We start from the raw sequence: 26,585 nt of genomic DNA, 5'->3' as shown, positions 1-26,585 counted from the left end.
TATATTTTACGGTAAAATGCTTTATCGCTAAAGCTTTACAAATGTACTAAATTAATATTCTATGCCGTTTCTGCATGGCTTGGAAACACTGTTGTCACAAATTTCTTTGTCGAACGCCATAGTTTCGCCTCTATACGTTTCAAAAGAGATTGCTTCTTTGAGATTCTTTCCAAACGTACTTTGGCTTCCGCTCTGCGCTTCAATCTTTCTTCCAATTCCTTAGCCTTTTCTTCCGGATCCCAAAGCATGGCTGTACACATACAGTTTTTGCGTTCTTTACTCACCAAAATATCATAATTGATACAGCTTTTGCAGCCTGCCCAAAATTGTTCGTCTTGCGTAAGCTCTGAATAGGTCACAGGTTCGTACCCCAACTCAGAATTGATTTTCATAACAGCTAAACCCGTTGTTAATCCAAAAATCTTTGCTTTAGGATACTTTTCGTGCGAAAGTTCAAATACACGCTTCTTAATAGCTTTGGCCAATCCCACTTTACGAAATTCTGGGCTAACAATTAAACCTGAATTGGCGACATAGTCACCATGAGACCAAGTTTCGATGTAACAGAATCCTGCCCATCGTCCATCCCTATGCAACGCTATGACAGCCTTGCCCTCTTCCATTTTCATGGCTACATATTCTGGTTTACGTCGAGCAATACCTGTTCCACGTGCCTTTGCTGACTCGAACATTTCATTACAGATAGCCTCAGCATGTACTACATGGTCAGCTGTTGCAGGAATAATTAAAAAATCTGAAATTGTCATCTTAAGATGTCGACCTAATAATTAACGCACTTATGTGCAAATAATAAAATAAATATGGATTTAAAAAATTCGTAGAGCTGCACGAATTCTGAAGAAGCTAATGTGCTCTGCCTCCGAAAATCAAGCTCGAGGCAGAATAGGTCGTCGAAATCGCAGAATAGGACAATTCAATCTATTAAAAGAAGCAATAAGCAACTGCACAAGCTTATTAAAAGCTTGCTTTTGTGTTGTCATATGTTCTCTTGTACAATACATTGAATTTATATTTATCTTCTTAAATCAGACAGCGCAAAAGTATTAAATATTTTTTTTGTTTCTGCAATGATAATGTAGTTTTTTTCAAAAAAATCAAACACCGATTCACCTACTTTACCAAACTTTTAATAAGACATTCAAAACATTAAAATGTTTAAAATAAATTTACCATAATCTTTACCAAAAGCATAATACATCAATCTATATATCTACATGATAAGAAGACTATGCTTTGTTTATACTTCTAAATACCCTAATTTTGTATTATACATTTTTAAATACTAGAAATCATGGTTGGTCCAAGCATAATATTTTACATCATCTTTGCAATCCCTTACATTTTTGTGATGTATTGGTTAGTTAAACAAGATAAACAAAAATACGCTTGGGGAATTAGTGTTGTAACTATAATCGCAATTGTCGCTTTATATGTTTCACAAAAAGCTAGTAAAAACGCAATCGAGAACTATAAACAACGTCAAATTGACGCTGTTGAAGCAACTAATAATGGTCAATAAGTGTTTCTTAAAAACACACCACACCTTGTTGGATTAAATTAATGTTAAGTAATTATTATAAAAACATTAGTTTATCAATTATCAGAATATTTCCAAGATTGTAATTATATCTTTGTGTTAAGTTAGTGTTAGCAAACACATTTAGCGTACGTTTGTTAACATTAGAAACATATCGATAAACTAAATTGAGAAATGACTATTTTAAGAAAAATTTCTTTTTTCATAGCCACAACAGCTATATATGCAGTATGTAATACAAATTTAGCAACTGCTCAAGAACGAGATGATCGCGCAACCATTTTAAATTTCAAAGGAATCCAATATACCTCTAAAGACTCCTTATTCTATACAAACTTTAGATTTCGTATGCAAAACCGCTTAGGTTTTAGTAATGTAATTGACGATGAGGATAACGGGAAATTTGACGCTCGAATTCGCAGATTACGTATGCGTATGGATGGCTATATTTATACACCCAAAATATCATATTCCGTACAACTAGCCTTCACAAGAGGAGATCAAGATTTTGATGACACAGGTATTCCAAATATCGTTCGTGATGCCGTTTTATTTTACAATTTCTCAGATGATTTCTATATTTCATTCGGACAAAACAAATTACCGGGCAATAGACAACGTGTTAATTCTTCTGGACAATTGCAATTTTCGGATCGTTCATTAGTAAATAGCAATTTCACCGTGGATCGTGACTTTGGTATAACCTTCAATTTGAGTAAAAAAATTGGCAATATGCCTTTCAATGCCAAGGCTGCAATTTCTACAGGCGAAGGAAGGCCAGCTATGTCTACTGACAATGGTTTGGCATACACGGGTCGTATTGAATTCCTTCCCATGGGAGAATTTGAAAATGCCGGTGATTATTCCGAAGGCGATTTAGAGCGTGAAGAAACTCCAAAACTATCAATAGGTGGTGGTTATAGTTATAACGATCGCACTATCCGTGAGGGGGGACAATTGGGGCGTTATGTCATGAATCCTTTTTCATTAAAGACTGGTTTTGCCGATGCAATTTTCAAATATCAAGGTTTTGCATACCAAGTTGAATACATGCGTCGTGATGTCGACAATCCCTTGAATGTATTAGAGGAAGATCCTACAGAACAAACTTATGCCTATAAAGGTTGGGGAATAAATCAACAAACATCTTACCTTTTGAACAAAGGCTACGAAGTTGCAGCACGTTATACATTGGTTAAACCACATCAACAAATCACGCAGTTCGAAAATCAGACTGAAGTTATTGAGCTTGGTCTTACTAAGTATATGAAAGCACATCGGTTGAAATTTCAACTAAATGCCAATTACACAGTAAAAGATGGCATCTACTCTAATACCAATAAAAAGAATGCTTGGGGTGGAATGTTCCAAGTGGAATTGGGTATTTAACCTAAGAAAATACAATTAATATTTAAGGTGATTCTATATCGGGATCACCTTTTTTGATTTTATGTATTTTTTTTACCAATACATTATGGAATACATCAGAATTCTGCATCCATCTTTAAAGAATACTTATCTTTAAGGATTCAAAAGGAAATTACATGAAATATTATATTATAGCAGGAGAAACTTCTGGTGATTTACATGGAGCTAATTTAATCAAAGCGCTAAAAGTTGAAGACCCCCAAGCTGATTTCAGAATCGTTGGTGGCAATCTAATGCAAGAAGCTACGGGTGAGTCAGCTCTAATACATACGTCACAAATGGCGTTCATGGGATTCATTGAAGTTTTAAAAAATCTAAAAAAAATTTCCAAAAACCTCAAAGCAGTAAAAGAAGATATCCTTACGTATAAACCAGATACTGTTATTTTAATTGACTTTCCTGGATTCAACATGAAAATTGCTTCATTTGCGAAGAAGCTGGGTATCAAAGTATGCTATTATATTTCACCAAAAATCTGGGCATGGAATCAAGGGCGTGTACATAAAATCAAAAAAGTGGTTGACCACATGTTTTGTATTCTTCCTTTTGAAGTAAATTTTTATAAGCGCTTTAACATGAATGTTGATTACGTTGGTAATCCCCTACTCGATGCTATCTCCTCTTATCAGTTTAACTCGAACTTTCGTGAAGACAACAAACTATCAGAAGCACCAATCATAGCCTTACTACCTGGTAGTCGTAAAATGGAAATTGAGGAAATATTACCAGAAATGGTAGAATTAAGTTTTTCATTTCCTAAACATCAATTAGTAATTGCTGGTGCGCCTAATTTTGATAGAGCCTACTACGAAAGATACATTGGTGATTTAGGAATACCTATTGTTTTTGATCAAACGTATGACCTATTGAAAAATGCAGAAGCTGCTGTAGTAACTAGTGGTACAGCGACGTTAGAAACAGGTATTTTGCGTGTTCCGCAAGTTGTCGTATACAAAGCAAACCCAATATCTGTATGGATAGCAAGGAAGTTAATAAAAGTTAATTTTATTTCCTTAGTAAACCTTATCAACAATTACCTGTCTGTTATTGAATTGATACAAGAAGATTGTACTACTTCGACCATCAAAGACGAGATCGGAAAAATATTGATGGAATCCGAACATAGAGAAAGTATCTTAGAAAATTACGATGTTTTAGCCGAGAAGTTAGGTAATCCAGGAGCTTCACAACGCACAGCAAGACTCATCGTTGAGTATTTAAGTTTAAAATAAAAAAGGAGTTTTTATGAAATTCACAGCAATAATGACAATTATCTTTTCGATTTCTATATCCTTAGGTAATGTAAACGCACAAACTAATGAAATCAAGATATCGAAGTTGATATTAAACAAAAAAGAAAAGAAAGTTTTCTCAAGCAGAGATTCATCTGCTCACATTTATATTGACACACTAATTATGAATGACAGATCTTCTCTTCAATTTTTTGGAAAGAAAGATGTTAAAATTTCTGTTGGTTATGCCGAGATTGGCCATAGGGTATTTATCAGCGGCATCGCTGGCAAGAATAACGCATCTAATTTTGATTTAGATTTTAATTTTGGAAAATTAGGATCATTGTATATTGTAGCACGCGGACAAGATGCAAATAATGGTATGAAAACTGATCCCAATGGTGATGCTGGTAATATCAATTTAGTCTATAACGCCCAAAGTGTAGTACCGCAAACCGAAGATAAAAAAGGAAAAAACTATCTTCATACCGATGTGAACCCAGGTGGATTACGTGTCATTCCGACTTCTGATTTAAGAAATATTTATGACCAGATAAAAAGATCAGCCCCGGGCTTAAGGGGTGTACCACAAGGACAAATTTATTCTGGCTCAATAGGAAAAGAAGGAAAGGTTACAATATCTTCAAAATAAAAAAAAACTCGCTTCCAAAATAAGAAGCGAGTTTTTTTTATCTATCGACATAGAGTCTATCTCTTTCAAAAGTACTCATATGACGTTCTTTTTTCTGAGGATAAATATCATCCAATGTAATCAAAATACCTGTCTCTTCCACTTCACCAAATTCATCGTTTAATGCTGTACCAAATGTCATCATCGTAGGCGAAAGATTCATATAGGTATTAATTAATGGAGGAATATTCTCACCCAAATCGCGAATATGCTTATTTAATACTTTGTATCCATCCTTATAATTCAATCCATCAAAGACTCCAATATATTTTGAAATATCTGTCTTATAACCTAAATTCAAATGTGCTAAAGGTTTAACTAAATTATTGTGATCAGGGAAATACGTTTCCATAAAATACATCAATAAATCTCGCGCCTCCGCATTGAAATGTGGATACATTGTTACCTTACCAAATAAATACTTAATATCTGGATTAACAAGAACTAATGCTCCTAAACCATCCCAAAGATTATCCAAAGAAAATAATCCTCTACGATTATCAATTGATGGCTGATATTTTGGTTGCACCCACGAACGACCTAACTCTATCGTATAGGGCAAATAATTTTTATAAAAATCTTCTGAAAACTCGAAATAATGAGATGTAGATAAATGAATATTTCCCTCTTCATCTACCGATTGATCACAACGAATTGTACGATACCCAGCGATAATCTCTTCATCCTCAGGATTCCATGCTATCAATTGGTCATAATTATGCTCGCACGTATCATTCTCATCAATATCCATTGATAATCCCGTACCACCACCTGCTCCCCTAAAGGTAATTTCACGTAAACGACCTATCTCACGCATGATATTAGGCGCTGTATGGTGATTGACTAAGTACACTTCATTATTACCATTGTTGGTATAACGTAAAAAAGCTTCTTTAGTCAATTCTTTTTTTATCAAATCTCTCTCAACTGGAGCTATTATTTCTTCCATAAAATTATTTCTGCGTCTTCAAATCGTATACCAACTGCTTAACTTCCGCAGCCCACTGTTTTTCACTTCTTGATGTATCAAATGTTTTATAAGGAATTCGTTTTCCAACTCGAATTGTAACCCGTTGATTACGTTGTGCAAAAAACTCATCTACCAAATAAAGCATTTCAATATTAAATTTCACACCTAACTTATTTCGCCAATTGGAAAGATTGTAAAAAAAAATTGAATTTCTTCCGTCAATATACACAGGAATAATATCCTTTTCATATTTTTTAGCTTTAGAAATAAAACTTTTTTTCCATTCTAAATCAACAATTTGTCCTTTGATTTTACGTGAAACTAAACCCGCCGGAAATACTAATAGAGCATGATCTGCAGCATAAGCCTCTTCAATAGCTGATACCGCTGTTTTATTCTGCCCTCCTACTTTATTAACCCCAACAAATAATGGCTCAAGATTCACGACATTCATCAAGATATCATTTACCAAAAATTTCACATCCCTACGTACACGACCAATTGCTTGCATAAAAGCAATCCCGTCGAGACCTCCCAAAGGATGATTAGATGCAAATATCACACTATCGTCTAAAGGAATATTTTCTTCACCTTCCAAAACGACATCAACTCCCAAATCATTGATTAATGCATCCACAAAATCAAGTCCCTTTTGATCTCTGAATCGATACATGATATCATTGATATCATCTTCATGTATAGTGCGCTCTAGATAACTTAAAAGAGGACTTGGAATCCATTTGGCCAACCCAGGACTTTTCTTTCGTATTACTTCCCTTACCTGTATAAACTTCTTTTTGTCTTCAGCCATATGATACGATACATCAAGATTTAATAAACAAATCTTGACGCGTAAAAATAAAAAATAATGCTTGAATATGGATATAATTTACAATATTTATTCCGTTTAATTTGCTTTTACTCGTTTTTTTTCGAATATTTATTAAACGATTTGCAATATATAAAGTTTAACTTATTAAAGCACAATCATGTTCATAGGACAATACATATCAACGGATTACCACGAGGTTTTACTATCCGATAGTATTGAGTTCGCACTCAATAAAATGTCGGATAACCACCTCAAACAATTAGCCGTAGTGAATGGAAATATATACTATGGAATAATTACTGAAGATGTCCTTTTGGATCAATTCAATCCAGATGATTCAATTGAATCTATCAAAATTCTTTTCAAAACAGTCTACTTGTTTGACTACCAACACATTTATGACGCTCTACAAAGCATGGTGGCTTTTGACTATTGTTTTATTCCTATTCTAAATAAAAACCATGAATATCAAGGTGTCTTGACTAAGCAAGATCTCCTTGTAGCCTTAAATAGCACATTAGGAAAAGATGATGGAGCAATCATCGTATTGGAATTAGGTATGCGCGACAACGCACTATCCCATATTGCACGTATTATAGAAGCAGAAAACACAGCCATTCTAAGCACTGCTGTACATCAAATACCAGATAGCACCAAACTGGAAATGACAATTAAGGTCAATAAAACAAATATATCAGCTGTAATCTCTTCGCTATGGCGTAATGATTATGTTGTGAAAGCAACTTTCCGAGATGGAGGTGCACAATCTGATATTCAAGACAGGTATGACCTTTTGATGAATTATTTAGATTTATAAGCAATTCTTTGCACCTTTGTGATGAATATCAAACTTGCTAAAATGCAACATCAAAAGATTGCCATATTTGGAAGAGTATTTAATACATCTATTACACCATTCATTGAAACACTTTTCAAATATTTGAAAAGTAAAAATATTGAAGTCGTTATATATAGCGAGTTTTATGATTTCTTATTACAGAATAGCAGTTGCCCTAAAGATTTACAGACTTTTGACGCACATCACGATTTACCAAAAGACATTGATTTTTTATTGAGTCTTGGTGGTGATGGCACTATGTTGGCTGCAGTATCAGTAATTCGTGATTCAGGTATTCCAATAGCAGGAATTAATTTTGGACGCCTAGGATTTTTGGCCAACATTCCTAAAGAAAACATTGAATCGGCATTGTCCAAAATTTTGGAGAATCAATATACTATTCAAAAAAGAACACTTTTAAGTGTAGAAAGCGAGCATAAAGAATTGTTTGGATCTGACAATTTTGCCTTAAATGATATTACGGTCTTCCGCTTTGACTCTTCTTCAATGATTACTGTCAATGCGTGGATCAATGATGAATTACTCAATTCCTACTGGGCAGATGGTTTAATTATCGCCACACCTACAGGATCAACAGCATATTCTTTAAGCTGCGGGGGGCCAATCATTATGCCAGGTAGTGGTAATTTTGTGATTACACCTATTTCACCACACAATTTGAATGTACGCCCCATTGTCGTTTCGGCAGACATGACGCTGAAGCTCAAAATCGAAAGTAGAACTGATAACTTTATTTTGTCTTGTGATTCAAAAAGTGAAACACTATCCACCGATATAGAAATTACTATTCGTAAGGCGCCTTTTGAAATCAACTTAATAAGATTACAGAATGACAGTTATTTTGGCACGCTTCGTGAAAAATTACTTTGGGGAATCGATGTAAGAAATTATTAAATTGAGATTCTGACTATAATTTCATCACAATTATTCCAAAAATTTTATCTTTACAACCAAATTAATCGATATTGAATATACTACGATTGACCATATTAATCCTGACTTGTCTATTCGTGACTACAGTACATGCCCAACGCTACCAAATTGGAGTGAATGGAGCTACTACTGGATATATGGGAGATCTAAATTCGGAGAATCCGTTTTATCTTAAAAATTTTGGTGGCGGTATATTTGTAAAGTACAATTTGGATCCCACATGGGGAGTGAAACTAAGTGCTAATCATTTGCTAATTTCAGGTGACGACCTAGATTTTAAAAACACATTGCATCAAGTACGTAATTTAAAATTCAACAATCAATTAACTGAAATAGCCGTAGCTTTAGACTTTAACTTTTGGACGTATTTCAATAGTAAGCATCGTTCTAAGTTTACACCATATTTATCTACTGGATTAGCATTATTAAAACATGATCCATATGTATATTATGAACACAATAAAATTAAATTAAGACCATTGCAATTGGAATATGATGCATTGACCGATACAGAATTATATAAAAATTGGAATTTAGCAATACCATTAGCGATTGGCATAAAATATAAATTAAATAGCAGTTGGGATTTAGGTATCGAAGCAAATTATAGAATTGCATTTACAGATTATTTGGATAATGTAAGCAAATATTATGCGACATCGACACCTGACATGGTTGACTTGCCTAAAGTAACAGTAGGTCCTGTAGATTCACCGAGACCGTTCGATTTAAATGATTGGAAACATTTAGCAGACCCATCAAATAATTTGACATCAAATGCAGGACGATCACGTGGAGATGGTAGAAATATGGATGGATATATGACAGTTGGTATTACATTAACATATACTATATTTGACCCAAATTGCTACAGCTGGATAAAAAGATAAAGAATGAGCTTAAAGGATAAAATTGATATAAATAAGCTACCTCAACATATTGCCATTATCATGGATGGTAATGGTAGATGGGCTAAAGGTTTAGGTAAGTTAAGAGTTTTCGGTCATAAGAATGGAGTAACTGCAGTACGAGAGACACTAGAAGGGGTCGTTGACCTTGGTATTAAGAATCTAACTTTATATGCTTTCTCTTCAGAAAACTGGAACAGACCTAAATTGGAAGTAAAAGCATTAATGGAGCTTTTGATTAACTCCTTAAACAAGGAATTGCCTACATTCCAGAAAAAAGGTGTACGCGTTAAAGCAATTGGTTCTATTGAAAGTTTACCAACAAATTGCCAGGCTACATTAGCAAATACTATTGAATCAACAAAAGATAACTCCTCTTGTGTTTTAACATTAGCATTGAGTTATGGTTCAAGAGCAGAAATTATTGAAACTACAAAAAAAATAGCAGCTAAAGTTGCTAGCGGTGAATTAAATATAGATGACATTAATGACAACTTAATTGGGAATCATTTACAGACAGCGGGTACACCTGACCCCGATTTAATGATACGAACTAGTGGCGAGCAAAGAATTAGTAACTTTCTGTTATGGCAATTAGCCTATACAGAATTATGGTTCTCGCCAAAACTGTGGCCTGACTTTACCAAAGAAGATTTATTCAGTGCCATTTTAGATTTTCAAAATAGAGAACGTAGATTTGGAAAGACTAGTGAACAGCTCTAATAGCTATTTAAAGCGTCTTTTGAAGAATTTATCCTTTTAACAAAAATTAACAACAGATTGATGTACTTTAGCATCCATAATTAGAATTAAATGAAGCAACTATACATACTGACATTAGCATTTATATTATTCAGTTGGTCCAATTCCTTTGCTCAAGTACAAGGTCCTATCAACCTCTCAGACCCCGATGAGTTTAGTTATTTACAGCCAAAAAATTATGTCATTGCTGGTGTGACCGTAAAGGGTGCACAATATTTGGATACGGAAGTGCTGATCACTATTTCAAAATTAACCTTGGGTCAATACATTGAAGTACCTAGTGAGGCAACATCAAATGTTATTAAAGATTTGATGTCTCAAAATTTATTCGAAGATGTTCAACTCTGGGCTACACGTATAGAGGGAGAAAATATATTCTTCGAAATCAGAGTACAAGAACGTCCTCGTCTTACACGTATAGACATCAGTGGACTGAGCAAATCACAAACCGAAGAAATTAACAAGCGATTAAATGCAAATTCAGGTCGTATTGTAAACGAAAACTTGCTTCAGTCGACTAAAAATACTATTACAAAGTTCTTGCGCGAAAAATCTTTCTTGTATCCTGATATTAACATAAAAACAATTAGGGATTCAGCACAATCAAATAATGAAATCGTTGTTGTTGATGTTGACAAAAACAAAAAGATTAAAGTAAACAGCGTCCACTTCAAAGGGAACGAAACATTTACCAATAAAGAACTAAGCAAATACTTGAAAGGCGTAAAGCCGCGTAAATGGTTTAGAGTTTTTGGTCCCGGAAAATTTAAAGATGATAAATACAAAGAAGCAAAAGAAAAATTAATTGCAAAGCTTCAAGATAAGGGATATCGCGATGCACAAATCCTTCGTGATTCGGTGTATAGATTTGATAATAATGAAGTAGCAATAGATTTAGAAATCTACGAAGGTCCAAAATACTTTGTAGGTAATATCAATTGGACGGGCAATACCAAATTTACAGATTCTGTATTAAACATAATTTTAGGTATCGAAAAAGGTAATGTATACTCTGAGGAAAAATTAACGAGTAAACTAATGGGTCCTACACGTAATAGTGATGATATCAGTGCTATATACCAAAATGATGGATACCTAACATTCAACATTAATCCTGTTATTAAAAGAATATACAACGATACTATAGACTTAGAAATTCAGGTTAGTGAAGGTAAGCAATACACGATAAACAACGTGATTGTAAAAGGAAATGATGTAACAAATGACCGTGTTGTATTACGTTCCGTTTATACCAAGCCAGGTCAAAAATATTCAAGAGAATTGATCATGCGTAGTATACGTGAGATCTCACAATTAGGTATGTTTGATGAGCAAAAAATCACACCAGATATCCCCTCTTCAACAATGAATCATGATGAAGGAACGACAGATGTGGTATTTAATGTAGTTGAAAAACCTTCAGATCAGGTTGAATTATCTGGCGGTTATGGTGCAGGACAAATTATTGGTACATTAGGATTGACTTTCAATAACTTCTCAACGAGTAACTTCTTCAAAAAAGAAGCTTGGAAGCCTCTACCTCGTGGTGATGGTCAAAAATTAAGTATCCGCGGTCAGACTTCAGGTAAGCGATACCAATCGTATAGTTTCTCTTTCTCGGAGCCATGGCTAGGTGGTAAAAAACCGATTTACTTTGGTTTGAGTGCCTATACATCAAACTCTTCATATGGTGGATTTAACTATTACACAGGAGAACAAATGGTCGCAGATAGAGAATTGCAGCGTATTTGGATGTCAGGTGTGACAGCTTCTTTGGGTAAGCGTCTTCAGTGGCCTGATAACTATTTTCAAATTAACAGCTCATTATCCTTCCAACGTTACAAATTACAGAACTACGGAAACTATTTCTTATTCTCTGATGGTACTGCATTCAATATAAACTTTACACAAGAAATTAGTCGTAACTCTATTGATGCGCCTATTTACCCTACTTCGGGATCGAACATTAAATTTTCTGTGTCATTGACACCGCCATATTCATCATGGAATAGTATAAATTACGATACAGATCCAGATCCAGTTCGTTACAAATGGACTGAATACCACAAGTGGAAATTTGATTCCCAATGGTATACAAAGATTGCTGGTAAATTGATCTTGAAATCTCAGGCACAATTCGGTTATTTAGGTAACTATACAAATCGTACAAAAACATCTACATTTGAGCGTTTCAAATTAGGTGGTGATGGTATGCAAGGATTCGACTTCTTACAAGGTTCTGAAATCATAGCGATGAGAGGTTATGCAAATGGTACAATTATCCCTGCTTCGACAGGTAATGGTTATCAAAATATCGCTATTAATTCGGGAAGTCCAATCTATGCAAAATATCAATTAGAACTACGTCATCCGATTTTGTTAAATGACCAAGCTACAGTATTTGCCTTAGCTTTTGCGGAGGCAGGTAACACGTGGAACAAGTTCTCTGAAGTGAATCCATTTAAAATGCGTCGTTCGGCAGGTATTGGTGCGCGTATATTCTTACCTATCTTTGGTATGCTAGGTATCGACTACGGTCATGCATTTGACCCTATCCCTGGTATGCGTACAGATGCTTGGAGACAAAACTTCACATTCAGTATTATTCAAAATATGGGTGGTTTTTAATAAATTAAACTTTTTAGTATAATTGTTGTCCTATAGAAAAAGTTAATTAATAGTATATGAAAAAGATTTTTGCAATTTTAGCCTTTTTAACACTGAGCATCTCTGTTACATTTGCACAACGATTTGCTTATGTTGACTCTGAATATATCTTAAAGCATATTCCAGAATATACTTCAGCACAAAAACAATTAGATGATCTTACTAAAAAATGGCAGGATCAAATTGACACGCAATATGCAGAAATTGAAAAACTGTATAAGGCCTATCAAAATGACCACTCTTTATTAAGTGAAGATATGCGTAGACGTAGAGAAGATGAAATCGTAAACAAAGAAAAACAAGTTAAAGATTTACAACATCAGAAATTTAGCTATGGTGGTGAGTTGGAAAATGAAAAAACAAGACTTTTCAAACCAATTCAAGACAAAGTATCAAAAACCATTCAAGACTTTGCTAAAGCGCAGGGATTTGATTTTATCGTGGATAGAGGAAATGAATTAACCTTTTTGTATGCTAATCCTACATTGGACAAAAGTAATGATGTAATCACGAAATTAGGATACAAACCAAACACAGCATTACAACAAAATAAATAATTTGTAAAATAAACTGATTAATTAACATAGAATTTGTACAGAAAAATTACATTTGTAATTATTGAGATTAAAATGAAAAGAATGAAAAATTTATTAAAAGGAGCAGTAATCGTAATGGGTCTTTTTGCAGCAACTTCTGTTGCAAATGCGCAACAAAAAATTGGACATATCAACGCTGACGAAATATTTCAACAAACTGCAGAATTCAAAACTGCAACAGCAACATTGAAAACTCTAGGCGAAACAAAGCAAAAAGAAATTGAAGGAATGGTGTCTGAACTTCAAAAGAAAGAAAAAGAAGCTAACGATTTGATGTTGAACCAAAGTGAAGCTAACAAAGCAGAAACACAAACTAAATTGCAAACAATTGGTCAAGAATATCAACAAATGCAAGCTCGTGTGCAAGAAGTTCAAAAGGTAGCACAAGAAGAAGTAGCTAAAAAACAACAAGAATTGATGGCTCCTATTCAAACGAAAGTAATGAATGCTATCAACGTTGTTGCGAAAGAAAAGGGCTACGCTTATATTTTTGATACAGGTTCTGGAGCTGCTGTATATTACGGTGGTGGTGATGATGTATCAGCAGACGTAAAAACTAAATTAGGCATTAAATAGAGACATATTTATATCCACAAAAAAAGGTGACTTCAAATTAAAGTCACCTTTTTTTGTGGATGGCTATTTTTATTTCATTAAATATTATATTATGCACGCATAATATTAAATAGATTATTATATTTGTTTATAAACCTGAATAAACATTATGATAAGCCAACTATTATTTGCTATCGTACTAATTGGAGCTATCTTGTTATTTTATAAAAATGCGTACAAGATATACCAAAACATTCGCTTAGGAAAATCAGTCAATAGATTTGATAATCCTTCAGAAAGATTTAAAACCATGTTGTTAGTAGCTTTTGGACAGCAAAAAATGTTCAAAAGACCTATCCCTGCCCTCCTGCATCTATTTGTGTATGTAGGGTTCTGTATTATTAACATCGAAATGATAGAAATTATAATAGATGGATTATTTGATACGCATCGTGTTTTATCATTTTTGGGGGACTTTTACAACTTTCTAATTGCTTCTTTTGAAATCTTAGCATTTGCAGTTTTACTATCATGCGTTATATTTTTTATTAGAAGAAATGTATTGAAATTAAAACGTCTTAATCAACCAGAACTAAATAATTGGCCTAGATCAGACGCCAATTATATTCTAATAACCGAAATATTACTAATGACAGCTTTCTTAATAATGAATGCTGCAGATCAAAAATTGCAAGTTGTTCTTCCAGAATCATATCACATAGCAGGTTCCTTTCCTATTAGTCAATATTTGATTGGCATTCTTCCAGAGTCTATAAATAGTTTAATATTTATAGAAAGATTAGCATGGTGGTTCCATATTTTAGGTGTATTAGCATTCCTAAACTATCTACCTATCTCCAAACACTTACATATTATCTTGGCTTTTCCAAATACTTACTTCTCAAATTTGAATCTGAAAGGTAAATTTGAAAATATGGAATCTGTGACTGCTGAAGTGAAGGCTATGCTAGACCCTTCCCTACCTCCTCCATCAGGTGATGTCAGTAGATTTGGAGTCAAGGATGTACACGACTTGACTTGGAAAAATCTATTAGATGCTTATACCTGCACAGAATGTGGAAGATGCACATCCGCGTGTCCAGCAAATATAACGGGCAAATTATTATCCCCGCGCAAAATCATAATGGATACCAGAGATCGTGTAGAAGAAGTAGGAAAAAACATAAACATCAACAAAACCTTCGTGGACGACGGGAAATCACTCTTGGATTCATATGTCACTCGTGAAGAAATTTGGGCATGTACGAGCTGCAACGCCTGCGTAGAACAATGTCCTGTCAATATTAATCCATTAGAAATCATCATGGGCTTACGCCAATACGCTATAATGGAAGAATCACAAGCTCCAGCAAGTATTAATAACATGCTGGGAAATCTCGAAAACAATGGTGCCCCTTGGAAATATTCCCAAGCTGATCGTGCGAATTGGACACAAATGTAAAACTGCAAACACATGGAAAATAATTTATATATACCGACTGCAGCTGAATTAGTAGCAAAAGGAGAAACACCAGAAATACTTTTTTGGGTTGGTTGTGCTGGTTCATTCGATGAAAGAGCACAACGTATTACTCGTGATATCTGCAAGATATTACAACACGTGGGTATTAAATATGCTATTTTAGGTACAGAAGAAAGTTGTACAGGAGATCCAGCCAAGCGTGCTGGAAATGAATTTGTATTTCAAATGCAAGCAATGATGAATATTCAAGTATTGGATGGTTATGAGATTAAGAAAATCGTGACTGCCTGTCCTCATTGCTTTAATACGATTAAGAATGAATACCCATCATTAGGTGGAAATTATGAGGTCATTCACCACACACAGCTAATTCAATCGCTTATCGATGATGGTAAATTAAAACCAAATGATGGAAACGAATTTAAGGGTAAGAAAATAACATATCATGATCCCTGTTATCTAGGACGGGCTAATGAAGTCTATGAAGCGCCGCGTAAAGTGTTAGAAACATTAGATGCAGATTTAGTCGAATTGAAACGATGTAAAAGTAATGGCTTATGCTGTGGAGCTGGTGGAGCACAAATGTTTAAAGAACCTGAGTCAGGTAACAAAGATATCAATGTCGAACGTATAGAGGATGTCATTGAAAGCAAAGCAGCGATTGTAGCTGCAGCCTGTCCATTCTGTATGACAATGCTACGAGACGGTATAAAGGTAAAGGATAAAGAGCAAGATATACAGGTGCTCGACATTGCAGAAATAACAGTTAGAGCAAATGGTTTATAATAAGAATAGCGAGATAAATTATCTCGCTATTCTTATTATAATTTGTACCTAGAAGCAGATTCGAACTGCCACGCCCTTGCGAGCGCCACCCCCTCAAGATGGTGCGTCTACCAATTTCGCCACCTAGGTGTTTATAGGCACAAAAATATATCTTTTTTTATTATTTGCAAGTTCTAAGCTGATAATATTTTGGCATAGTTTCTTTGTATCAACTGCTGAATAATACCATCTACCAAACCTACACGCGGAGCTACTATATTTTTCAAATGTGCCGATTTCATAATCGTCAAGAATATCTCTGCTGCAGGAATAATTACATCGGCACGATCTGAACGTAACCCCAAATCATGTATACGATCTTTTAAAGAATATGAATTCAAGTGGTCATATATCGCTTTCAACTTAGCATAGCTGAAGGGCTTATCATCAGCCTTATTGGCTATACGAGATAGTTTATTGATATTACCACCAGTCCCTATTCCGTAAATATCTTTATATCCTTTTGTAATATCCTTTAACCAGACACGCATCTCTTGCCATGTCTCTGGAATATCTTGATTGTCTAAAATACGTATTGTACCTAAATTAAAAGAACGCGATCCCTTTAATTCCCCATTTGCAAATAAGGATATTTCTGTGCTACCTCCACCTACATCGATATACAAATACACCTTATCTTTATCCATAATGCCACTTAAGTATGCATTGTAGATAATTTTAGCTTCCACACCACCATCAATGATATTGATATCTATACCTACCTCTTTACATGCTTCTACAACCTGTGAACCATTTTCGGAATCGCGCATCGCTGATGTTGCACAGGCTAGGTAATCGCTGACTTTATATACATCCAATAAATCCTTAAAGGCACGCATAGTCTTAACCATGTCTTCAAATTTTGGAGGGGATATTTTCTTGTCTACGAACGCATCATCTCCCAAACGTAATGGTACACGCAATAATGTATTCTTAGTATATGAAATACGATTATCTTTTCTCAATATATCTGCAATCAACAAACGAACTGCATTGGAACCAATATCTATAGCTGCAAATCTCAAATCTGTTATGTATTAGTTAGGAATTTGTTAAAATATTATTTATTCAATACAAATAAAACTGTCTTATATTAATATAATGTTAAGCATATATTAATCTTAAATTTAAGATTAATTCAGACAATACATAGACTTTTTAATAACAAAAAAAGCAGCGAATAATATTCGCTGCTTTTCACATATAGTATCTTTAGAAGATAATTATTCGTTACTATTATTTTGTGTTTCCGAAACCTAAAATTTTAAAAACAACTTTAAAAGCTAAAAAAGACGCGATAATAATTGCGACATTAGCTATAGTAGAAAACAAAAAAGTATATTGATTCAACGCGTTGACCTCATCTGGCACGAATCTAACAAACACACCAAATAAACCAATGATTATAGCAATAGTCAACGTCACATAGTAATGCGTCTGGTTTGCATTGTTATCAGTTGTTTTCGGTTGTCTTTGTCCTGCTGTATTTTCCATAATAATATGCTCTTTTTTTACTTATGCAAATGTACAAAGTATATCTGCATTTCAAAAATATTTTGACGGCTAAAAACACAGATTTTTAAATGATTCATGAATTATTTAGTATACTTGCTTTGAAATATGAGTATGAAAAATTTATATATTATCTTATTATTGAATATCTGCAGTATTTCTGTGCAGGCCAAATCTACATTCCAGCGTATTGATAACTTCATAATAAAAGAAAATCTAACTTCTAATGGAAAAGTAGCGATTATTGTAGTGGACTCTGCTGATGTAGCTCAAGATAATATTAATGGTACATTTAAGTTCACGATCAATGGCTTTGAACAAACTTTAGCATTTCACAATGGTGTAGCAGTCCCCTCTCACCCTATTGAAAGCTCAACTTTTGTATATTTCAAACATAAAAATCAAGAGAAAACAACAGGAAAATTGTATTTTCTCTATAAAAAAGATAATAAAATCTCTCCTATCAAAATCAATGGCCTATTATTACTAATTATTCCAGCCATAATCTTATTAATTGCCTATGCTGCCAAAAGGTTATTGACCACTTTTATTATTCTAGCACTTGTATATGGTTACTTCTCTTACAGCAAAGGGCTTTCTATATCTCAGCTGCTTGAAAGTGCTTTTCAGGTAATCAAGAATTTAATTTAGAAAGGTAGACCTACTCCAAAATTATATTGGAATAATCCATACCGATCAGGCTTGTTGCTGTTAAAATAATTAGCTTTAAACTCCTTAGTATTGAAGAGATGTTGTATAACCCACTGGTTCTTACCTACAAACTGAGGATCTTTAAGCTTCAAGCCTGTATCCAAACGAATGGTGAAATAATCCATATCAAAGCGTAGACCAAATCCTGTACCGATGGCGATCTGAGAAAAGAATTTATCAAATTTGAATATACCACCTTTGTTTAATTGATTCTCTCGAAGTAACCAGACATTACCCATATCCAAAAATGTAGCTCCATTAAGTTTTGCACCGAAGAATCTATTTAAAATTCGGAATCTGTATTCCAAATTTGACTCTAATTTCATTTCACCTAATTGATCCAAATTACGGAGATTAAGACGTAAATCCTCTCGGATCGTACTGCGATTATAATTTCCTGGCCCTAGGGTCCTTGCTTGCCACGCACGAATACCGTTCATCCCGCCCGCATAAAAGCTTTTTTCAAAAATCAACAAACTCGAATTATTTCCATAGGGAACAATTGCACCACCATTGAATCTAAAAATGAACTGACGATTTCCACCCAAATGTTTATACAACCTATAGTCCACCTCACCTTTAATATATTGTAAGTAAGTCACGCCAAAAATAGTACGTGTACCGTCGTCATTTCGTTGAAAATTAAATACATTGCTCAATAGTCCAAGTGTCGTTCCACTTAAATCTATAGCTCCACGCAAGAACTGAAAATTAGCAAGAGTTTGTAATTTTTTCGCGTTGTATGTCAACGCATATTGTGCACCCAAACCGAAATACTGCCTATCATTAGAAGCTATATATAACTGATAACCTTCTTGTTCTAGTTGATTTCTAAAATCACCATCAAATTTCCCCACACGATACTCTGCTACTATTGGGGAATAACTATGTTGGAGATTAGCAGTCTGCCACCAAGAATAATTTAATGTGTTAATAAAATAAGCATTAGAATAGGTGCGATCTTGATTAAAGATCTGAATATTGGAAGAAAATATAGTACGCGGTAGACCATAGCGACCTTCATTACCCCATCCAAATGGTAAAAGCATGCGTGGAACAGTCAAACTAACCCCTGCTTGAAAATCATTGTTAAAAATCTTGTCCGAAAGATTTCCTGACAATCGAGGATCAAATAAGACGCCGTACTTCAGTTTAAGTTCTAACAGTTCTGATCCACCAAAAACATTGCGATGTGAGAACGTATTTCCAATATTAAACCCACTCATACCTGAGCTAAACGTATATTCTCCTTCAATCTGATTAGACATCAAATTTCGCGGTGTCAATTCAAAATTGACATTCAATAAGCTATCTTCTTCCTTCTCATAATTGATCTTCACACTACGAAAACCATTCATCTCATACAACCTATCGTACGAAAGATTTTCATTTTCAATACCATAGGTATCTCCCTCACGCAAAAACATGTAACGCGCTAATGGTTTAAGCTTAAACCTTGCATTTTGATCCGTAAAATTAATTCCTAGAAGCGAATCTCGTGTTTGCGTTGTTCTTGTATTTACGCCACTATATCCATTTATCTTTAATGACACCGAATTAATTTTATACACTTTCAGTGTATCCACATTCGGTGTGGATACCTGCACATCAATATCCGCTACCTGTGTGACTCTATTGGTATCTACAGCAATACGCATATATTGCCTCAAATAATCAAAATAACCCTCATTACGCATTTCCTCATATAGAGATTCTCTCAATTCTGCAAAATAATTTACATCATAAGGCACTCCTGATTTCAATTTTACTTTGGAAAGCACTTTATTTTGATAAACATTTTCAATATAATCTTTGTCAAAATCTGCACTTATTTTACCTATATGGAATAAAGAATCTGGAGACGCAATAAAACTTATTTTAGTCTTTTTGTTTTTAGTCGTAGTGATTGAAGGATTTACTTCAGCTCTAAAATAACCCTTAGTTTGTAAAAAACGTTCAATTTGTAAAGCAGAAAGTTCGACTAAAGAAGAATCTAAAATTCGGGGAGCCTCCCCCACCGACCTAATTTTGTCAGTTTTATATCTTCCATCACGCGTATTAAATGTGTTGTATATTGTCAAGTTCAGCGCCGAATTAGGCCGAATTTCATTTGAAATATATTGATATGCTTGTTCCTTTAAAGGTAGTGGAAAACCTTCTAAATCAACTTTGGTGACCAAAGATTGGTGCTCTTCTAAATATTTTGCAGAGCGGCAAGATTCAAAAAATAAAAGTAAAAATGTTATACTTGCAATAAAAAATAATCTATTCTTTATATTCATTAATTCAATGTTATCAAAAGCTCAAATAAGTTTAATCACTTCCTTACAAAACAAAAAATTCCGATTACAACACCAAGTTTTTGTAGTTGAGGGAATTAAATCTGTATTAGAGTTTGTCAATTCTTCATACAAGGTACAAAAAATATATGCTACCCAACAAGCCCTCACAAAGTTGGACAAAATCCCGCATAATATAAAATTGGAAGATGTAACGGAAGCTGAATTTCAAAAGATAACAAGCCTAAAAAATCCACAAGGCGCATTAGCTATAGTAGAATTGCCACAAAATAATCGATTAGATTTCAAAGCTCTGGGGGGAAAATATTCTATCGTTTTAGACGATATACAAGACCCTGGTAATCTGGGCACTATTATCAGGACAGCAGAATGGTTTGGAATTGAGGATATAATTTGTTCTATAGGAACTGTCGATGCATACAATCCCAAAGTTGTACAGGCTACTATGGGATCTTTATCGAGAGTGAAAATTTATTATGTCGATATTGAACCCTTTATTCAAGATACAACCCTTCCAACTTTTGGAGCATTATTGAACGGGCAATCTATATATGAAACAAATTTTGGAAACGAAGGGTTGATTATAATGGGTAATGAAGGAAACGGTATACGTTCAGAATTAATTTCAAAAATTGACAAGGCAATTACTATTCCACGTATTGGAGCTGCTGAATCATTAAATGTTGCTATCGCAACAACAATATTTTGTTCAGAAATAACTAGACAAAAGATAACATAACAAATACACACTACTATGAATTCCGGACATAACGGAACTATTTATACCACTTCTTTCTTTTTACTTTGCTTGAGTACTTTATTGTTTTCAGCGAGTTTTAATATGATAATTCCTGAATTACCGAACTACCTAACGTCACTCGGTGGTGGAGAGCATAAAGGATTAATCATTGCATTATTTACACTAACAGCCGGAATATCAAGACCTTTCAGCGGAAAACTAACCGATAAATGGGGACGAGTCCCCGTCATGGCTGTGGGGTCGATTGTCTGTGTGATATGCGGCTTTTTATACCCTATTTTAAGCAGTCTTTCGGGTTTCTTCTTATTACGTTTAGTACATGGTTTTTCTACCGGCTTCAAACCAACCGCTACATCTGCTTACATTGCAGATTTAATTCCACAAAATCGTTGGGGTGAAGCTATAGGTATGCACGGACTTGGTTTTAGTATTGGAAGTGCGATTGGCCCAGCTGTTGGTGGATTTTTAGCTCACGAGTACGGCATCAACACAATGTTTTACAGTTCTTCGATATTTGCTTTTTTATCAATTATCATCGTGTTTAACATGAAGGAAACACTCAAGAATAAAAGCAAGTTTCACATCTCCATGTTATCTATTTCCAGAAAAGATATTTTAGAAGTGCGTGTAATTCCGGCCGCTATTGTGATGTTACTTTGCTACAGTTCATCTGGTGTTATTTTGACTTTAATACCTGATTGGAGTGAAAATTTTGGTATAATCAACAAAGGATTATTTTTCACGGTGTACACAATTGCATCTGTATCTATTCGTTTATTATCGCGTAAAGTGGCAGATCAACATGGTCGTACCATTGTCATGCGTGTAGGTATAGTAGTTATTACAATTTCATTGGTAATATTAGGCATTGGAAAAAACGTAAACTATCTAATACTTGGTGCAGCAATATTTGGTATAGGAAGTGGGATACTATCTCCAGCTTTGAATGCTTGGACTATAGATCTTTCAGACCCCAATCACAGAGGGCGAGCAATGGCTACACTATATATAGCATTGGAAGTAGGAATTGGCTTTGGCGCATTATTTGCAGGCTACATTTACCATGATATAATAAATAGGATACCGTATATTATGTATGGTAACGCCATTGTAGTATTTATAGCATTATTGTATATTTATTATTGGGAAAAGAAAAAAAACAAATGTACTATTAACCAGTAACTCTATGGATGCACAATCATCAAAAAAACCTTATTCAATTAATTTAGCTTCAAGCCTTTTCGCATTGGTATTGATTTTGGGACTTATGTACGTTTCACAAAGTGTACTTATCCCACTCTTATTTGCAACTTTAATATCGATATCTCTATTTCCTTTAGCAAAATTATTTGAAAAACTAAGATTAGGGAAAGCCTTTGCTTCATTGCTGGCTGTAATAGTTGCTATAGCAATCATATCGGGTGTTCTTTGGTTTATCGTCCATCAAAGTATTATCATAGGAAAAGATGCTTCGTCTATCACCGATAAAGTACTATCTGTACTGGAACAAGGACAAGCTTGGTTACAGGAAAAATTTGGTGTAGAAAAAAATCAAGTGATGGACAAATTGCGTGAGCAAGGAAATAAATCCTTAGAAAATGTAGGTGGAATGATTACCTCTACCTTTGGCTCACTGGGAAATACTTTGGCAAATGCAGTTTTAGTGCCATTGTACTGTTTCTTTATGCTGTACTACCGTGACTTCTTCCGCGAATTTTTCTTTAAAGCTTTTGCTTCTACACCTCAAAGCAAGGTCAACGAAGTATTAAATAAAATCTACGAAGTCGTTCAAAGTTATTTAGTCGGGCTTATTACTGTAATGGGAATTGTAGCAATCTTGAATACAGGAGGATTGATGTTGATGGGTATTGATTATGCATGGTTTTTTGGGTCTCTAGCAGCTCTCTTGATGCTATTGCCGTATATTGGTATTGCTATCGGATCAATTTTGCCCGCGCTATTTGCATTAGCAGTCAAAGATAGTGCTTGGTATGCAATCGGGGTGATTGCATGGTTTCAAATCGTACAATTCTTAGAAGGAAATATCATCACACCAAATATTGTAGGTAGTAAAGTAAGCATCAACCCTTTAATGGCAATTGTCGGAATATTAATAGGTGGTATGCTGTTTGGCTTAGCAGGTTTGATTATTGCACTTCCATTTATTGCTACGCTAAAAGTGATTTTTGACGCGATCCCTTCTATGGAAGCATTTGGTTTCTTAATTGGTGAACCCGAAAAAGAACATCTCAAACGCAACTCGACCCAAGAATTGCTCATGAAATGGGGAATTGTGCGTATGCCGAAGAATAAAAAGAAAATCGAAGTTAATATTAAAACAGAAGAGCCAAATCACACCGAGACATCTATTTCGTACAAAGAAATCAACGAATCTGAAGTCAATCCTTATGAGGATTTAAAGCAAAATGAAGATAATAAGGACATTAAGTAATTATAAAACATTTCAATATTATAAAACAATCTTAATGCAGACTATCTTATAGTTCTGCATTTTTTGATTTTTTCTATGGAAACAACAATAATTTATCATCATATATTTAATTACTTATTATTAAATTATGAAAACCCAATGTTCTATTATCCTTTATTTATACTTACTTATAACATCATGTATCACAGTAATTTCATATCTCTTTACTTAGGACAAAAATATCCAGATGAAAGATTTCAAAAAAGCAGTCATAAAGATATCACTACTAAAAAAGGACTCACCTACACCTTATATACAATTTGAGGTATAGGGGCTAAAACCAAATGTTAAAATATACAAAACGGCAAAAACGGTTAAAAGATGCTTTAAATACATCAAAAACGGCATTTTTATTCAAAATGCCAGCCAAAGGCTGTTAAAACCAAATGTACAAATACTTCCATTTACTACCATTTTGATTCTATTTTTAAACGGTTATTGATTGTATTAGTACAGTTTGCTACCATTACTAATACTGAAGTATACGAAAAGTGCTTTTAAATAGCGTTTAATGGCAATTTAAAGTATGTTTAATGATTTATTGCAGCGTTAGGAAATTCGTATTCTAACGCTTTTTTTATGCTCAGATGCGAATGTGTAAAAACTATAAATATATATAAAACGGGGACACTTACGGGGACATTTACGGGGACATTTTGAAACAAAAAAAAACAGCATATAAATATGCTTGTTTCGTTTTATGTTAATGAAAGTGTTGTAAAATATGAGTATTGGTATACCCTTGAAATATAGTATTGTTTGTGTAAATAATTGAATAATAGATTGTTGATGTATTTTGTGATTGTGTAAGTGCGCGTGTGCTTATCTCATGCTATTCATGCGTAGTGATCCTTTAACAAATGCAGCTGCCTTTACAGTGCTTAAGTGTATGTCTTTGGGACTGTGATGTATGTTGTAGCTTACCAATTTGATCCATTCAGAACCTTTTTCTGATGTTTGAATGTATTTAACTGTGGTGTATTCATCATCATCGTTTACGATATCCAGTAGATACATTTCTCCCCAAAACAAGTTTTCTATAAAGTTGTTGATCTGTCTAAAGAAGACGATGTCTCCTGATTTTAGTAATGGATACATGCTGTCACCAGTAACTTGTACAGCTCCGTCTACTTTTGGAAGATTGGGAATGCTATAATAGTCTATAGGTGTTTGTTTATCAGCTTTGAATAAGGTTATTAATCCAGCTGAGGCACTAATGTCATATAATGGTATTATCTGATTGTTTTGAAATATACGATCAGTCTTAAGCAAAAAATCAGATCGTGAAATACCACTAGTGTTGTAATCCTCTATAGTTTTTTTATTTAATTCTTCATTTTGTAGCTGTGTGGCTTCTTTTTTATTGTTATTCAAAACAGTTGTTTTGAAAATATTCCCCTTTCCTGTCAATAAATATTCTGCGTTTATTTGTTCGCATTTTGAGTATATCAATTCTATGTCAAAGGTGTTTCTAGTGTGCCATGTTGATAGTGTTTGAGGTTTTATTCCTAAATATCGAGCAAATTCAGCATCGCTTTTAAGATTTAATGAAGATTTTATTTCATTAAGTATCAATGACTTATTTACAGATGTACTCATAATGTTTATATTTATTTTTTTTATACTCATAATGAGTATATATTTGTCTTAACGAAAAACAAAAGCAATGGCAGTTATCAATAAAGAAACCAACAAAGCAATGAGCAAATGTAATAAAAAAAGAAATGCCTACAACCCGGTTGTTATAGCGCATTTAGTAAAGAAATATGGGTTCTCAAAAGTCTACATCCGCCAAAGTATAGATGGCACAAAGAAGGGGATCACATGTGATACGATTCGTAAGGATTATCACGCACAATTGAAAGCTGTCACAGCTGCTCTTAAATAATAATTTGACTATTAACCAATTTAGGATGGAGAACAAACAGCCATATGTAACTCATGACGGAAAAATCGGGGTTCGCGTGACATTTCTGATTTCTACAGCCGTAGAGATAAGAGGGGTGTCAGTTGTTCCTGATTATAGAAGTATTAAAGAGTGTACTTATGATGCTTTGAAAAAGCGTGCTACTCGCACACCTGGTCTTCGCTTACGTGAAGGTAAGGGTGCAGGTAATGAAGCTTTGTTTTCATTTGAAAATATGCCTGTCGAATGGCAGAGAAAATGTATCGATTCATTTGGAGATCCTCAAAGGATCATTAAAGAAACAGCTTTTTTAGAAACCTTCTATCAAATTGATTATAAAGCATCAGATTTCTATTCAACATATAAGCTACCTAGTGGTAAGAGTTTGGATAAATCCCTAATCCAAATCTACACCACAAACGCATCGCTATTAAATGCCGTGCAATTGGCAATGACTAAAAGAAGATCATTTCGTAAAGTGGATAAACCACTCCAAAATGATCCCCCTAAACCATCAGAAACTGTCCCCCTCTACCAAAGGAAAGTGATCCCTTTCTGCCAAAGCAAAGTGTCCCCCTTTCGCCAGGCCAAAGTGATCCCCTGAAA

The 26,585-nt window shown here is 34.2% G+C and carries 26 protein-coding genes and 1 tRNA gene; 19 read left to right on the top strand and 8 right to left on the bottom strand.

Annotated elements, in window-relative coordinates:
- Positions 1–59: 59 nt before the first annotated feature.
- A complete protein-coding gene (locus IPZ78_RS15570) occupies positions 60–767 on the bottom strand; it encodes a GNAT family N-acetyltransferase (protein WP_225554913.1) in 708 nt (235 codons plus the stop codon).
- Between the two features lie 602 nt (positions 768–1,369).
- Here IPZ78_RS15570 and IPZ78_RS15565 point away from each other — a divergent pair.
- The 4 genes from IPZ78_RS15565 to IPZ78_RS15550 all read left to right on the top strand — a co-directional run bounded on the left by IPZ78_RS15565 (position 1,370) and on the right by IPZ78_RS15550 (position 4,870).
- Positions 1,370–1,540 (top strand): hypothetical protein, encoded by a 171-nt coding sequence (locus IPZ78_RS15565; protein WP_225554912.1) that lies wholly within the window; start codon positions 1,370–1,372, stop codon positions 1,538–1,540.
- A gap of 192 nt (positions 1,541–1,732) precedes the next feature.
- A complete protein-coding gene (locus tag IPZ78_RS15560) occupies positions 1,733–2,947 on the top strand; it encodes a porin (protein ID WP_225554911.1) in 1,215 nt (404 codons plus the stop codon).
- Between the two features lie 155 nt (positions 2,948–3,102).
- Positions 3,103–4,218: a lipid-A-disaccharide synthase gene (lpxB, locus tag IPZ78_RS15555; RefSeq protein WP_225554910.1), complete on the top strand. Its 1,116-nt coding sequence runs from the start codon at positions 3,103–3,105 to the stop codon at positions 4,216–4,218.
- 13 nt (positions 4,219–4,231) lie between these two features.
- Entirely contained in the window at positions 4,232–4,870 is a 639-nt protein-coding gene (locus tag IPZ78_RS15550) for a hypothetical protein (RefSeq protein ID WP_225554909.1), read from the top strand.
- A 37-nt stretch (positions 4,871–4,907) separates the two neighbouring features.
- Here the strand turns inward: IPZ78_RS15550 and IPZ78_RS15545 are convergent, their stop codons facing one another.
- A complete protein-coding gene (locus IPZ78_RS15545) occupies positions 4,908–5,858 on the bottom strand; it encodes a GNAT family N-acetyltransferase (RefSeq protein WP_225554908.1) in 951 nt (316 codons plus the stop codon).
- Positions 5,859–5,862: 4 nt separating this feature from the next.
- Complete coding sequence (locus IPZ78_RS15540) at positions 5,863–6,690, bottom strand: 1-acyl-sn-glycerol-3-phosphate acyltransferase (protein ID WP_225554907.1); 828 nt, start codon at positions 6,688–6,690, stop codon at positions 5,863–5,865.
- Between the two features lie 178 nt (positions 6,691–6,868).
- Here IPZ78_RS15540 and IPZ78_RS15535 point away from each other — a divergent pair, with 178 nt between their 5' ends.
- From IPZ78_RS15535 to IPZ78_RS15495, 9 genes are all read left to right on the top strand, one after another.
- Positions 6,869–7,528, top strand: coding sequence for a CBS domain-containing protein (locus tag IPZ78_RS15535; RefSeq protein ID WP_225554906.1), 660 nt, complete (start codon positions 6,869–6,871; stop codon positions 7,526–7,528).
- Positions 7,529–7,549: 21 nt separating this feature from the next.
- Positions 7,550–8,464, top strand: coding sequence for an NAD kinase (locus tag IPZ78_RS15530; protein ID WP_225554905.1), 915 nt, complete (start codon positions 7,550–7,552; stop codon positions 8,462–8,464).
- Between the two features lie 71 nt (positions 8,465–8,535).
- Positions 8,536–9,393, top strand: coding sequence for a type IX secretion system protein PorG (gene porG / locus IPZ78_RS15525; protein ID WP_225554904.1), 858 nt, complete (start codon positions 8,536–8,538; stop codon positions 9,391–9,393).
- Positions 9,394–9,396: 3 nt separating this feature from the next.
- Entirely contained in the window at positions 9,397–10,134 is a 738-nt protein-coding gene (locus IPZ78_RS15520; RefSeq protein WP_225554903.1) for an isoprenyl transferase, read from the top strand.
- 90 nt (positions 10,135–10,224) lie between these two features.
- Positions 10,225–12,801: an outer membrane protein assembly factor BamA gene (gene bamA, locus IPZ78_RS15515; RefSeq protein ID WP_225554902.1), complete on the top strand. Its 2,577-nt coding sequence runs from the start codon at positions 10,225–10,227 to the stop codon at positions 12,799–12,801.
- Positions 12,802–12,857: 56 nt separating this feature from the next.
- Positions 12,858–13,397, top strand: a complete 540-nt coding sequence (locus tag IPZ78_RS15510) for an OmpH family outer membrane protein (RefSeq protein WP_225554901.1) — start codon at positions 12,858–12,860, stop codon at positions 13,395–13,397.
- An 81-nt stretch (positions 13,398–13,478) separates the two neighbouring features.
- Positions 13,479–14,012 (top strand): OmpH family outer membrane protein, encoded by a 534-nt coding sequence (locus IPZ78_RS15505; protein ID WP_225554900.1) that lies wholly within the window; start codon positions 13,479–13,481, stop codon positions 14,010–14,012.
- Between the two features lie 148 nt (positions 14,013–14,160).
- A complete protein-coding gene (locus IPZ78_RS15500) occupies positions 14,161–15,453 on the top strand; it encodes a (Fe-S)-binding protein (RefSeq protein ID WP_225554899.1) in 1,293 nt (430 codons plus the stop codon).
- A gap of 12 nt (positions 15,454–15,465) precedes the next feature.
- The gene (locus IPZ78_RS15495) at positions 15,466–16,260 is read left to right on the top strand and encodes a (Fe-S)-binding protein (RefSeq protein WP_225554898.1); all 795 of its coding nucleotides are present in this window, start codon (positions 15,466–15,468) and stop codon (positions 16,258–16,260) included.
- Between the two features lie 45 nt (positions 16,261–16,305).
- Here the strand turns inward: IPZ78_RS15495 and IPZ78_RS15490 are convergent.
- The 3 genes from IPZ78_RS15490 to IPZ78_RS15480 form a co-directional block, all read right to left on the bottom strand.
- Positions 16,306–16,389, bottom strand: a tRNA-Leu gene (locus IPZ78_RS15490).
- A 44-nt stretch (positions 16,390–16,433) separates the two neighbouring features.
- Positions 16,434–17,324, bottom strand: a complete 891-nt coding sequence (locus tag IPZ78_RS15485; protein WP_225554897.1) for a Ppx/GppA phosphatase family protein — start codon at positions 17,322–17,324, stop codon at positions 16,434–16,436.
- Positions 17,325–17,535: 211 nt separating this feature from the next.
- Positions 17,536–17,793, bottom strand: coding sequence for a hypothetical protein (locus tag IPZ78_RS15480; protein WP_225554896.1), 258 nt, complete (start codon positions 17,791–17,793; stop codon positions 17,536–17,538).
- Between the two features lie 132 nt (positions 17,794–17,925).
- On the opposite strand from IPZ78_RS15480, the gene IPZ78_RS15475 reads away from it, so the two are divergent.
- The gene (locus IPZ78_RS15475) at positions 17,926–18,462 is read left to right on the top strand and encodes a hypothetical protein (protein ID WP_225554895.1); all 537 of its coding nucleotides are present in this window, start codon (positions 17,926–17,928) and stop codon (positions 18,460–18,462) included.
- On the opposite strand, the gene tamL is transcribed toward IPZ78_RS15475, so the two are convergent.
- Positions 18,459–20,804 (bottom strand): translocation and assembly module lipoprotein TamL, encoded by a 2,346-nt coding sequence (gene tamL / locus IPZ78_RS15470; RefSeq protein ID WP_449618965.1) that lies wholly within the window; start codon positions 20,802–20,804, stop codon positions 18,459–18,461. The two genes, IPZ78_RS15475 and tamL, sit on opposite strands and share 4 nt — an antisense overlap.
- Between tamL and IPZ78_RS15465 the strand changes: the two genes are divergently transcribed.
- Genes IPZ78_RS15465 through IPZ78_RS15455 form a run of 3 tightly spaced genes read left to right on the top strand, consistent with a single transcriptional unit; the run spans position 20,695 to position 24,034 of the window.
- Entirely contained in the window at positions 20,695–21,561 is an 867-nt protein-coding gene (locus IPZ78_RS15465) for a TrmH family RNA methyltransferase (protein ID WP_317197585.1), read from the top strand. The genes tamL and IPZ78_RS15465 overlap by 110 nt on opposite strands.
- Positions 21,562–21,576: 15 nt before the next feature.
- Entirely contained in the window at positions 21,577–22,764 is a 1,188-nt protein-coding gene (locus IPZ78_RS15460) for an MFS transporter (RefSeq protein ID WP_225554893.1), read from the top strand.
- A 4-nt stretch (positions 22,765–22,768) separates the two neighbouring features.
- The gene (locus tag IPZ78_RS15455; protein ID WP_225554892.1) at positions 22,769–24,034 is read left to right on the top strand and encodes an AI-2E family transporter; all 1,266 of its coding nucleotides are present in this window, start codon (positions 22,769–22,771) and stop codon (positions 24,032–24,034) included.
- A gap of 861 nt (positions 24,035–24,895) precedes the next feature.
- On the opposite strand, the gene IPZ78_RS15450 is transcribed toward IPZ78_RS15455, so the two are convergent.
- Positions 24,896–25,672 (bottom strand): LexA family transcriptional regulator, encoded by a 777-nt coding sequence (locus IPZ78_RS15450; protein ID WP_225554891.1) that lies wholly within the window; start codon positions 25,670–25,672, stop codon positions 24,896–24,898.
- 67 nt (positions 25,673–25,739) lie between these two features.
- Here IPZ78_RS15450 and IPZ78_RS15445 point away from each other — a divergent pair, with 67 nt between their 5' ends.
- A complete protein-coding gene (locus IPZ78_RS15445; protein ID WP_225554890.1) occupies positions 25,740–25,961 on the top strand; it encodes a hypothetical protein in 222 nt (73 codons plus the stop codon).
- 25 nt (positions 25,962–25,986) lie between these two features.
- Entirely contained in the window at positions 25,987–26,583 is a 597-nt protein-coding gene (locus IPZ78_RS15440; RefSeq protein ID WP_225554889.1) for a hypothetical protein, read from the top strand.
- Positions 26,584–26,585 lie beyond the last annotated feature (2 nt).

The organism is Sphingobacterium bovistauri, assembly GCF_020295405.1.
GTDB classification, from domain to species: domain Bacteria; phylum Bacteroidota; class Bacteroidia; order Sphingobacteriales; family Sphingobacteriaceae; genus Sphingobacterium; species Sphingobacterium bovistauri.
Note: the sequence above shows the minus strand (reverse complement) of the source record. Positions and strands in the feature narration are given on the sequence as shown.

Bases quoted from the DNA above. Each gene is read 5' to 3' on its own strand.
- IPZ78_RS15570 (WP_225554913.1), bottom strand. From the start codon at position 767: ATGACAATTTCAGATTTTTTAATTATTCCTGCAACAGCTGACCATGTA.
- IPZ78_RS15565 (WP_225554912.1), top strand. From the start codon at position 1,370: ATGTATTGGTTAGTTAAACAAGATAAACAAAAATACGCTTGGGGAATT.
- IPZ78_RS15560 (WP_225554911.1), top strand. From the start codon at position 1,733: ATGACTATTTTAAGAAAAATTTCTTTTTTCATAGCCACAACAGCTATA.
- lpxB (WP_225554910.1), top strand. From the start codon at position 3,103: ATGAAATATTATATTATAGCAGGAGAAACTTCTGGTGATTTACATGGA.
- IPZ78_RS15550 (WP_225554909.1), top strand. From the start codon at position 4,232: ATGAAATTCACAGCAATAATGACAATTATCTTTTCGATTTCTATATCC.
- IPZ78_RS15545 (WP_225554908.1), bottom strand. From the start codon at position 5,858: ATGGAAGAAATAATAGCTCCAGTTGAGAGAGATTTGATAAAAAAAGAA.
- IPZ78_RS15540 (WP_225554907.1), bottom strand. From the start codon at position 6,690: ATGGCTGAAGACAAAAAGAAGTTTATACAGGTAAGGGAAGTAATACGA.
- IPZ78_RS15535 (WP_225554906.1), top strand. From the start codon at position 6,869: ATGTTCATAGGACAATACATATCAACGGATTACCACGAGGTTTTACTA.
- IPZ78_RS15530 (WP_225554905.1), top strand. From the start codon at position 7,550: ATGAATATCAAACTTGCTAAAATGCAACATCAAAAGATTGCCATATTT.
- IPZ78_RS15520 (WP_225554903.1), top strand. From the start codon at position 9,397: ATGAGCTTAAAGGATAAAATTGATATAAATAAGCTACCTCAACATATT.
- bamA (WP_225554902.1), top strand. From the start codon at position 10,225: ATGAAGCAACTATACATACTGACATTAGCATTTATATTATTCAGTTGG.
- IPZ78_RS15510 (WP_225554901.1), top strand. From the start codon at position 12,858: ATGAAAAAGATTTTTGCAATTTTAGCCTTTTTAACACTGAGCATCTCT.
- IPZ78_RS15505 (WP_225554900.1), top strand. From the start codon at position 13,479: ATGAAAAATTTATTAAAAGGAGCAGTAATCGTAATGGGTCTTTTTGCA.
- IPZ78_RS15500 (WP_225554899.1), top strand. From the start codon at position 14,161: ATGATAAGCCAACTATTATTTGCTATCGTACTAATTGGAGCTATCTTG.
- IPZ78_RS15495 (WP_225554898.1), top strand. From the start codon at position 15,466: ATGGAAAATAATTTATATATACCGACTGCAGCTGAATTAGTAGCAAAA.
- IPZ78_RS15480 (WP_225554896.1), bottom strand. From the start codon at position 17,793: ATGGAAAATACAGCAGGACAAAGACAACCGAAAACAACTGATAACAAT.
- IPZ78_RS15475 (WP_225554895.1), top strand. From the start codon at position 17,926: ATGAAAAATTTATATATTATCTTATTATTGAATATCTGCAGTATTTCT.
- tamL (WP_449618965.1), bottom strand. From the start codon at position 20,804: ATGAATATAAAGAATAGATTATTTTTTATTGCAAGTATAACATTTTTA.
- IPZ78_RS15460 (WP_225554893.1), top strand. From the start codon at position 21,577: ATGAATTCCGGACATAACGGAACTATTTATACCACTTCTTTCTTTTTA.
- IPZ78_RS15455 (WP_225554892.1), top strand. From the start codon at position 22,769: ATGGATGCACAATCATCAAAAAAACCTTATTCAATTAATTTAGCTTCA.
- IPZ78_RS15450 (WP_225554891.1), bottom strand. From the start codon at position 25,672: ATGAGTACATCTGTAAATAAGTCATTGATACTTAATGAAATAAAATCT.
- IPZ78_RS15445 (WP_225554890.1), top strand. From the start codon at position 25,740: ATGGCAGTTATCAATAAAGAAACCAACAAAGCAATGAGCAAATGTAAT.
- IPZ78_RS15440 (WP_225554889.1), top strand. From the start codon at position 25,987: ATGGAGAACAAACAGCCATATGTAACTCATGACGGAAAAATCGGGGTT.